This is a genomic window from Chrysiogenia bacterium (assembly GCA_020434085.1).
In the GTDB taxonomy this organism is placed as follows: Bacteria; JAGRBM01; JAGRBM01; order JAGRBM01; family JAGRBM01; genus JAGRBM01.
Window position 1 is genome coordinate 1 of sequence record JAGRBM010000608.1, and the last position, 9738, is coordinate 9738.

Here is a 9738-nt window from a genome sequence, read left to right on the forward strand (position 1 = left end):
AGCAGCGCCACGTCGAGCACCAGCTCCCCCAGGGTCACCATCGCCGAGGCGAACTCGGGGTTGATGTCCTTGATCGTGGTGGTGATGGTGCGGACGAACTGCACGAGCGCCGGGTCGGGTGTGTAGATCTTGTAATTGTTCTGGTTGAAGTAGTTGGAGAGCCGGAACATCGCCTCGGCGTGGCGGATCTCATCGTCGTAGAAGGTCTCGAAAATGGCCCGCTCGGTCTCCAGCTCGCCGGTCTTGGAGAATTCCAGAAAAGCCAGCGCGGCGATGCGCTCGATGTAGATCAGGTTCGTGAAAGCCTGACAGATCTCCATCTCGTCGAACTTGCTCATGGGAGCGGGCTTGGTGTTCCAGTCGAAGTCGTCGACGTTCCACTGCCCCTTGCGGCAGCGCTCGAGCATGCGTCCTAAATCCAGTGCCATGTCGTGGTGTCCTTCCCGGAGTGCTCCGCGCCGGTGTTTGCGCAGGGGTCCCTGAATCGCTCCGGGAGGCCCTAAACTGACGCGGGAGTCATTCTGGGCGCGACAACGCGCGGCGTCAAGGGGGAAGAAAGGGGGCCCAAACGGACCCCCGCCCTATTGAATCAGCTTTGAGATGGTCTTGAACTCGGCACTGCCGGCTTTGCCCAGGAGCTGGAAGAGCACAGTCTCGGTGCTCGTGATGACCGCCCCGGCTCGCTCGCACAGGGCGAGGCCCCGCTCCCAGTTCTCGCGGCGACGCGAGAGGCACGTGTCGGCCACCACATGGACATTGAGTCCGCGCCCCAGCAGGTCGAGTACCGTCTGGTAGACGCAGATATGGGTCTCCATGCCCGAGACGATCACGCTGCGGCGGCCCTTGTCGGCAATGCCGCGAATGGCGGCCAGCGCGTCGTCGTTCTCGCAGCAGGAGAACTCGACCTTCTCGACCGGGGCGAGATCTCCTGCCAGAGCATCCTTCACCTCGGAGAGCGTCGGGCCGATCCCCCTGGGATACTGCTCGGTCACGATGGCCGGGATCCCCAGCGTCTGCATCCCGCGAAGCAACGCCCCCATGTTCCCCAGGTGACGCTTGCCGGCCTTCTCGGGCATGGCGGCAAAGAGCTTTTCCTGGTAGTCGATCACCAGCACCATCGCCTGATCGGCGCGGATGCGCTGGTCGGCAATCTGTTTGTGCTCACTCATTGCTAGAACGCGTATCCCTTCATGCCCTGGTAGCGCTCGAGGCCCTCGGGGTCGAGCTTCACGTTGACGCAGGCGACCGTGTTCGAATCGAAGGCGCGCTGGAGCGCCGGTTCGAGGTCCTCGGGCTTCTCGACGTATTCTCCGTGGCCGCCAAGCGCCTCAACGATCTTGTCGTAGCGGGTGTACTGCAGCTCGGTGCTGATGAGCTTGTCCTTGCCATAGACCATCTTGTGGGGCGTCCGGATCTGGCCCCAGCCAGAGTCGTTGCCCACCACGCAGACGATGGGCAGGTCGTGGCGCAGCGCGGTTTCGAGCTCCATGCCGTTCATGCCCCAGGTGCCGTCACCGTTGAGCAGCAGCACCTTCTTGTCGGGGTGCGCGGCCTTTGCCGCCAGCGCATAGCCCGCGCCCACGCCCAGGCACCCCAGCGGCCCCGGGTCCATCCAGTGGCCGGGCTTGTGAATGCGGATGATCTTCGAGCTGATCGCCACGATGTCGCCGCCATCACCGATCACGATGGTGTCTTCATCGATCACGTTGTCGATGGCCTTGGCCATGCGGTGATGAATGATGGGGCTGTCGGTCGCGTCCATGGCGGGAACCATCTTCTGGTAGCGCTCGGTCTCGTCCTTGCGGATGGCTTCGAGGTAGCCGCCGCGATCGACCTTGTAGCTACGCGAGTCGAGCTCGGCGCTGATCGCCTGCAGGTTGAGCTTGGCGTCTCCCACCAGCCCCACGTCCACATCGCGGTTGCGCCCGATGATGTCGGGTACGCGGTCGATCTGGAGCACCTTGCAGTTGGGCGGCCACTTCTGCTTGCCGTATCCCAGGCGAAAATCCATGGGCGTTCCCAGCAGCACGACGAGGTCGGCCTTGCCGAGTGTGGGTCCGCGTGAAAGCGAGAAGAAGTTGGGATGGTCCGGCGGCACCGAGCCGCGACCCATGCCGTTCAGATAAATCGGCGCGTCGATCTGCTGGGCCAGTTTGATGAGGTCTTCCTCTGCCTGCGACCAGCGAACGGTGCCGCCTGCGATGATGATCGGGCGCTCGGCCGCCTCGATGAGGTCGGCGCTCTTGGCAATATAGGAGGGCTCGGAGACCGTGCGGACCTCCGTGCGGTAGCTCTTGGGAAACCACGCGGTCTTTTCATCGACCGGGAACATGAGCAGGTCGAAGGGCACTTCAAGATAGACCGGACCGGGAACGCCCGAGAGGGCTTCGCGGTAGGCCATCGAGACATATTCGGGAATGCGCTTGGCCTCATAGACGGTGTACTGGGCCTTGGTCACGGTGCGCACCAGGCCCGCGGTGTCCATGGCCTGCAGGGCGCCCTGCCCCAGGTACATGAACGGCTCCTTGCCGCCGATGAGCACCATGGGCACGTTGGCCTGGTAGGCCACGGCAAGACCGGTGACGGTGTTCGTGACGCCCGGACCGGCGGTGACGATGCACACGCCGGGCTTTCCGGTTGCGCGCGCCCAGCCGTCGGCGGCGTGGGCAGCAGACTGCTCGTGCCGCACGTCGATGAGCTTGATGCCCGCATCCAGGCAGGCATTGAAAATCGGTGAAACGTGGAAACCGGCGAGGCCGAATACGACTTCGACCCCCTCCTGCTTCAGTCCCTCTACAAGCAGGTGTCCGCCATCCATGGCCATGGGTGTGTCCTCCAGAGACAGTGTGCGCGCTGGTTGTTGCTCAGCAGGGAGCGTTGTTGGAGCAGGCGGGGAAGTCAACGAACAGGGCGACCCCCGCTGCGCGACCGTGATGGGGGAAGGAGGAAACGGTCGCGAACGGGGGCTGCCAGGGCAACTACTACTGAATGGGCCTCAGGCTAGGATTCACTCATGGGCCGCGGCAGGACGTCGATGGTCCGCGTGGCCAGCACTTCGGCACGCTCGCCGTCCTTGCTCTGGCGAACCAGGCGCACGGTGAAGCTGCGCGGGGCGCTCACCTCGGGGGCAATGTAGACCCCGTCGGGCAGGATCTGACCGTAGAAAGGCGAGCCACCGGGGACACCGTCCACTTCCCAGGTCAGTCCCTCGGGAAGCAGCTCGGCCACGCCCTCTCGCGCGCGCAGCAGGCGCACCTGCTCGCCAGCGACGACGGGCCCCGTCTCGGGCGCCATCTCGACCCGCGGCCCCACGCCCGAACACCCGGCGGAAAAGAGCCAGACCAGACACACGGTAATGAGCACAACATAAGCCCGGCCCACCCAGCGGTAACCGCGGCGGGCCTGTTCTGCGAGTTGTGTCGTGGCAAAGATCATCATTCAGTGCCTCAATCTACGTGGGTCACCTCCAGATAAAGCAGGGACCGTGCCAAAATGAGTACACATAAAACATCAAGTAATTTCAGCTAGTTACAACGGAACCTTTCAGCGCCCCCGCGAGGTTGTCAAGTTGCCGCGTCAATCACTGTCGCGGCAGGTTGACATCATCAGAGGGTGCTCGGCGCCATCGCAGGCATTGCGCCGTTCATCTCCGCTCTGGGACGCTGGCTGGAGATGAGGCTGATCCGGCCACTCAACAGCAGCGTTGTCAGCGCGGCCGTCAACGTGGTGGGCAACAGATGCACACCTGACATCGCCGTCACGACCAGGGTCGAGCCAAGGGGGGTCTTGGTCACCCCCGTATTGATGGCGGCCATGAGCGCTCCCATCAACACGACCTCGTTGGTACCCGGAACGGCCAGATGCAACAAACGCCCCCCGCACACCCCGAGAAAGAACAAGGGAATGATGAACCCACCGCGCCACCCCGAGCTGACCGTTACCGAAGTGCCCAGAAACTTGCCCAGCGCCGCCGTTGCCAGCACGCCCCAGAGTACCGGTGAAGCAGCCAGTGATTCGACCTGCACCTCGCCATAAGTCAGGGCATAGGGGGTCCACAGTCCCAGCAGGCCCAGCACCAACCCGCCGGCCATCGGGCGCATGGGCCGGGGCAGTTGTTCGAATATTTTACGCAGCGCATGCGTGAGCGCGACAAACCCCCATGCCACCACCGTGCCCGCAATGCCCACCAACACCGCCCACCCCAGATCGATCGGAGCAAGCAAATACTCCGCCGGGAAATGCCAGACCGGTTCGAGGTGTGCCATCCGGCCCAGGGCAAACACCGCGTAACCGCACACCGCGCCCACGAGCGAAGGCACAAGCGCCTCGTAGTATTCGAGCCCCTTGCGGTGGAGGATCTCCAGCGCAAACACCGCCGCGCCCAGCGGGGCCCCGAACAGGACCGTGAACCCGGCAGCCATCCCGGTGATGGTGAGAATTCGCATTTGCACGACACTCAAGCCCCGCCGCTCTGCAATCCATGTCCCCAACGAACCGGTGGTTTGCACCAACGGAGCCTCCGGGCCGGCCGCTCCGCCCGATGCAATGCACAGCAGGGAAACCGGAATCAGCGAACGCAGCTCACGGCGCCCCCGCGCGCCCCCGAGCACATGGATATTGTCGACCAGCAGTTCCACATCTCCGGCACTGCCGACCCAGTGCTCGATCAAACCGACAAGCAGGCCGATCGCGACCATCACCGCCACATGGACCAGGCCGCCGTGCGCTCCCGGCCCCAGATGCCCTTCGAGCCACGTCACACAAGCGACATAGGCGAGGCCGACCACGCCGCCCAGGGCGCCCGCGCCCGCCACCAGCAAATAGGGCAACTCGTTGGAGCGCTCTACTTCCTTGTCTGTCTGTTCATTCATGGTTGTTCCCCGGATATCGGAACGCCGCCCCGTTTCTACGGTCGCGCACTATAGGTGCGTGCCCGCTGCACGGCCAGCCATGCCCCTGCCGAGGCAGCGGAGCCGCGGGCTTGCAGTGTGCAGCCGATCTGGTTATTAACGCCCACATCCGTGTTGCGGGGTTTCCTTACATGGCATGGCGCATTCTCATCATCGCGGGCATCTTCGAAGTCATCTGGGCCGTCGGGCTTAAATACTCCGAGGGCTTTACCCATTTGTGGTTCAGCATCGGGACCCTTCTGGCCATGCTTGTGAGCTTCTCCCTGCTCTCGCTGGCGATGAAGGAGCTGCCGGTCGGAACGGCTTACGCCGTCTGGACCGGCATCGGCGCCGCGGGCACCGCGCTCTATGGCATGGCTTTCATGGGCGAGCCCCGCGATGCGGCGCGCCTGGCATGCCTGGCCCTGATCGTCGGCGGCATCGCCGGACTCAAGCTGCTCAGCGCCCCGGCGCACTGAGCCATCATCGCCCGCGCACGCGCACCCGCCAGCTCTGCACCGCCCCGGTATCGCCGCTCTTGAGATCGCGAACCTCAAGCGTCCACTCCCCGTCGGCGCGCTCGCCCAGGTTGAACGAGCTCGCAAAGGTCCAGCCGTCGTAGGCCGTGCATCCCGGGCAGGTGTGCAGCTCGGCAAGAATGCTCTCTGTGCCCATTGGGCTCGTGAGCACGATCTCCAGGTCGCCAGAGTCGGCGTGGTCGCTGGTGAAGTCGATCTCGACCCACTCGACGAATGAGATCCCGCTGCCGGAGAGTTCCAGCGCATCGCTCACGCCGGTCATGTCGTCATCGGGAATGGCGAGCGCAGGCTCGCGAAGCGCGGACTCGGCTGTTTTTTGCGGCGCGGTAATGGGCTGCCACCACTCGGCCATGCGCACGGCGGCCGAGGCGTCCACGGCGCCGAAGCCGTAGTCATGGCTCACATGAAAGCCCGCGCCATTGAACGCCCAGCCGGGGCTTTCCGGGTCCGTCATGCGGGAGCTGCGGGCGAGGATTTCGCGCACGTCGCGCCAGCCCAGTTCGGGACTGGCTTCCAGCATCAGCGCCACGATCCCCGAGACCATCGGCGCAGAGAGCGAGGTCCCCAGCGCGAAGTCGGTGTAGGTATCGGGCGAGTTGGTGGTCGTGATCCCGTTGAAGCCCCGGCCCATGCTCGGCGCGCTCACCCACAGGTTGGCGCCGCGCTCTGAATAGATCGTCCGCACACCGTCATCGCCGATGGCTGCGACGGTGATGACGCCGTGGTTTACGGCATGGCCGTTGTAGTTCGTGTTTGCCGGCGGCGCATTGGCAAAGAGCCCGCTGCCGCTGGCATTGCCGTAGTTCCCGGCGGCAAAAACAAAGATCGTGCCGAGCCCGCTGCGTCCGTCCGCGAGTTCGTCCTCCACCGCATTCTTCCAGGAATCGGGCGCGGGATTGATGCGCCCGGGTCCGTTCGTATCGGGCTGCCAACTGTTGTTGCGAATGGCAATGAGCGGCGAGCCGCGCATGGTGGCGTCGAGCAGGTTCGCCTCGTCGGCGTCCTGCAGGTAGTTGTAGGCCGCCAGCTCCGCCCCCGGCGCAACGCCGCTACCACCTTCAGCATTGCCCTGACGCGCGGCGATTGCGCCGCCCACCCAGGTTCCGTGGGCCACGCCGTTCACATCGCCGGAGGTTGGATCGGTGTCTTCTTCAAGGTAGTCCCAGCTTCCATCCCGAATCAACGCGCCCTGAATGTCGGGGTGTCCGGTTGCCACGCCGCCATCGAGGGTGGCCACCTGCACGCCCGCCCCGGTGTAGCCGCGCGCCCAGGCGTCCATGACGTTGAGATCCTCGCACGGCGTGCCGCCGTCCTGGCCGGTGTTAAGCAGGTGCCACTGGTTACCGAAGAGCGGATCGTCGTAGCTGGGCGCCCCCTGCGGAGTGGCCTCCACCTCCCACGAAGCGCTCAGCGGCTCGCCGCCTTTCATGGCGACCACGGCGTAGTAGCGCGGCACATCTTCGGCAAGCGCACCCTCGCAGTAGTCCGTGCCGCTTACCTCGACGGGCGCGCCGCGCGCTTCGCTCTTGCCGGAAAGCACATCGGGCGCGTCCGCGCCGTAGATGCGGTAGGCATCGGCCCCCTCGACCCCCTGCCAGTGCAGGCGCACGCGCGCGGGCCCCGCCGTGGCAATGAGCCCCAAGGGGTCGGCAAAGATGCGCCGCTCGTCATCGCAAGCAATGAGCGCAAACGCGATGAGGAGCGCAAGTAGAGCCGAACGCTTCATGCAGCTTCCCTTGCCCCCGTGGGGGGAAGTGTAGCGCATGAAGGCGATGAAGGCGTCGGATCCGTGTCTGGTAGAAGAAGCGGTGTGCTACCGCACAAACTCCTCCACCCGCTCGATGAACCGGCGCGCGTCGGCGCGGCCCATTTCGTAGGTGGCACGGATTTTCTCGGGGCTGGTGTAGTCCCATTTCTGGATCGGAGTTGGCTGCTCGGGGCCAAGGTACAGGCGCGTTTCGCTCTGGGGCAGGTGCTGCTCGGGAACGGGGCGGGTGAGCAGGACGAGCACCTTGCCGGCGCGCGCCTGCTCGGAGAGGGCGCGGACGGGGACGTTGTCGACGAAGCCGCCGTCGATGTAGGTCCGGCCGTCGATGCGCGGGACTCTCGTGACGGGCGGGGTCGCCGAAGAATAGAGGATGTGGTCGATCACTTCGTCCGCGCTCGCCGCTTCCTGGGCGGTGCGCACCTCGGCGCCAAGGCCCGGGTGGGGCTGCTCGGGGCCGTGGACGATGTGGGTCTTCTTTCGCTTGGAATAGGCGCGCATGGCGCCGAATGCCGTGCGGAGCGGCGGTTGCCCGCGATCGACGAAGGCCAGCAGGATGCGCACCAACGGGCCGTTCTTGAGCCGCTCGAAGCCGCCGTTCGAGAGGGCCTGGCGCAGCACGCCGCGATACATGTTCTCGTGGGGAAACGCGGGCTCTTCGCCGAAGACACGCGAGGGATAGAAGTTGCGCGGGTTCTTCGCCGTCGCTTCGAGGAAGGCGTCCATCGCTTCATCGACCTTGCCCGCAGCAGTGATCACGGCCATGGCCGAACCGGCCGAGACGCCCGCCCACTCACGCGGCGGGGGAAGCAGGTCCTGCAGCTCACGCAGCACGCCGATATTCCAGAAAGTGCGGCAGCCGCCGCCCGCCAGGACGATGGAGAATTGATTGCTCATGGCCTCGCTCCGCGGGCACGCGCGCCCGCACCGGCCAAGAGTTAACGCAACTTACCTAAAAAGAAAACGCCCCGGCCGCAGGGCCGGGGCGCTCTTTGGTGACGCTTGCGTCAGATTCAGGACTCGGCCACGGGGGTGTCGTCGAAGGCGCCCTCGGTGGCGATCGACTGGGTCGGGATGACTTCGAGATCGCTGAACAGGCCGATCTTGGCGTATTTCTCGCGGGTGCGCTCGGTAATCAGGCCCAGGTTCTTCAAATGCGGGATCGTCGCATGGGTGTAGAGCAGGCTCTTGGCCTCGTTCGAATCGGGCAGGTTGTAGAGCATGGCCGCCATGTTGTGGGCGTCCAGACCATACTTGGGCCCCAGCGCCGCGAACGGGCCGTAGTACTGGCCGGCGTTCAGGCACTCGAGAATGTAGTAGGCCCAGTCCTCGAGCTCCGCCTTCATCTCGGGCGAGGTGTCGGCGCTCTCCATGGTCTTCTTCATGCTGATGACGCCGAAGGCCGCATGGCGCGACTCGTCGAGCATGATGTACTTGATCATCTTGTCGAAGAGAGGAACGTCGGAGGCCTGCGCCTGCATCTGCATGATGCCCAGCGCCATGCCCTCGAACAGGGTCTGCATGCCCAGCGTCTTCTTCTGCCAGGTATCGGCCGAGAGGATCTGCTCAAGCAGGAACTTCACGTTCGGGTCGACGGGATAGATCTTGCCGATCTTGCGGGTGATGAACTTCGAGAAGGCCTCGATGTGGCGAACCTCGTCGTAGACCTGCGTGCCGGCAAAGAACTTCATGTCCATGTCCGGGCACACGGCGCAGAGCTGGCCGCAGATTTCGAGGGCGGCTTGCTCGCCGTGGAGAAGCTGCGAGCACACGTAGCCGAAATTGTCCCACGTGGCGCTGCGCACGTCGTCCTCGGCACCGCCGAGCATTTCCACGCACTGGGCGATCGGGGAGTATTCCTTGGCCTGACCCCACTGCTTCTTGCAGTCAATCTGTTCACTCCAGTCCAGATCTTCCTCGGCGTTCCACTGACGACGCTTGGCGATCTCATAGAGACGGCGCAGTTCTTCGACCTGGCCCACGTAATCCCAGGCCCAGTTCACTTCGAGCGGGGCGTCAAAGGTGAGCGCCTCACGCATCTTCTTGACCTCGGTGAGGTCACTCCACTCGATGGCTTCAAAGTTGCCGTAATTGACGCGATGTTCTTTCTGAAAATGCTCCATGACCTGGGACTCCTTATTCGCTCCTGCGAAGTCTTTGTTCTCTCTTCAATCGCTCCGGCGCGCTCACTCCAGCGCTGCCGGGCGTTCGTTCCTACTTTGCGAGCACGGCGCCCCGAAGAAAGGCCCTCAGCTCTTCCTTGCGACGCTCGACGCGTTCGGGCTCGAAAATACTGCCGCGAAATCCCACTACCCCGTTCTCACCCGAGGCAAAGTGGAAGAGCAGCGCACCGATGAGGGTCTGCACGAAGTGCCCGACCGACTGCTTGCGGAACTCCCCATTCTCAATGCCCTTCTCCAGGGTCCGGGAGGCGAACTGCAGAATCTGATACACGTAGGCCCCGTGGCGCTTGGCCAGTTCCTCGCGCGTGATGCCCGAGTCCTCGAAGTCGCGCTCGATAAGCGAGCGAAGCAGCAGCCGCGCG

General features: G+C 64.4%; 10 protein-coding genes. 1 reads left to right on the top strand and 9 read right to left on the bottom strand.

Features of this window, described 5'->3' with window-relative positions; all coding sequences use genetic code 11:
• From KDH09_19775 to KDH09_19795, 5 genes are all read right to left on the bottom strand, one after another.
• Nucleotides 1–428, bottom strand: a 428-nt coding sequence (locus KDH09_19775) for a hypothetical protein (GenBank protein ID MCB0221947.1), incomplete at its 3' end; no start/stop codon positions are given.
• A gap of 153 nt (nt 429–581) precedes the next feature.
• On the bottom strand, nt 582–1169 hold the full coding sequence (locus KDH09_19780) for an isochorismatase family protein (protein ID MCB0221948.1): 588 nt from the start codon (nt 1167–1169) through the stop codon (nt 582–584).
• A gap of 2 nt (nt 1170–1171) precedes the next feature.
• A complete protein-coding gene (locus tag KDH09_19785; GenBank protein MCB0221949.1) occupies nt 1172–2824 on the bottom strand; it encodes a thiamine pyrophosphate-binding protein in 1653 nt (550 codons plus the stop codon).
• Nucleotides 2825–3000: 176 nt separating this feature from the next.
• Nucleotides 3001–3438: a hypothetical protein gene (locus KDH09_19790; protein ID MCB0221950.1), complete on the bottom strand. Its 438-nt coding sequence runs from the start codon at nt 3436–3438 to the stop codon at nt 3001–3003.
• 167 nt (nt 3439–3605) lie between these two features.
• Nucleotides 3606–4871, bottom strand: a complete 1266-nt coding sequence (locus KDH09_19795; GenBank protein ID MCB0221951.1) for a chloride channel protein — start codon at nt 4869–4871, stop codon at nt 3606–3608.
• Between the two features lie 170 nt (nt 4872–5041).
• Here KDH09_19795 and sugE point away from each other — a divergent pair, with 170 nt between their 5' ends.
• Complete coding sequence (gene sugE / locus KDH09_19800; GenBank protein ID MCB0221952.1) at nt 5042–5368, top strand: quaternary ammonium compound efflux SMR transporter SugE; 327 nt, start codon at nt 5042–5044, stop codon at nt 5366–5368.
• 4 nt (nt 5369–5372) lie between these two features.
• Here sugE and KDH09_19805 read toward each other — a convergent pair whose 3' ends face one another.
• The 4 genes from KDH09_19805 to KDH09_19820 form a co-directional block, all read right to left on the bottom strand.
• Complete coding sequence (locus KDH09_19805) at nt 5373–7154, bottom strand: S8 family serine peptidase (protein ID MCB0221953.1); 1782 nt, start codon at nt 7152–7154, stop codon at nt 5373–5375.
• An 87-nt stretch (nt 7155–7241) separates the two neighbouring features.
• Nucleotides 7242–8090 (bottom strand): patatin-like phospholipase family protein, encoded by an 849-nt coding sequence (locus tag KDH09_19810; protein ID MCB0221954.1) that lies wholly within the window; start codon nt 8088–8090, stop codon nt 7242–7244.
• Nucleotides 8091–8206: 116 nt separating this feature from the next.
• Nucleotides 8207–9316 carry a ferritin-like domain-containing protein gene (locus KDH09_19815; GenBank protein ID MCB0221955.1) on the bottom strand — a complete coding sequence of 370 codons (1110 nt, stop codon included), beginning with the start codon at nt 9314–9316 and terminating at the stop codon, nt 8207–8209.
• A 91-nt stretch (nt 9317–9407) separates the two neighbouring features.
• Nucleotides 9408–9738: hypothetical protein (locus tag KDH09_19820; GenBank protein ID MCB0221956.1), on the bottom strand; the 331-nt coding region annotated here is incomplete at its 5' end.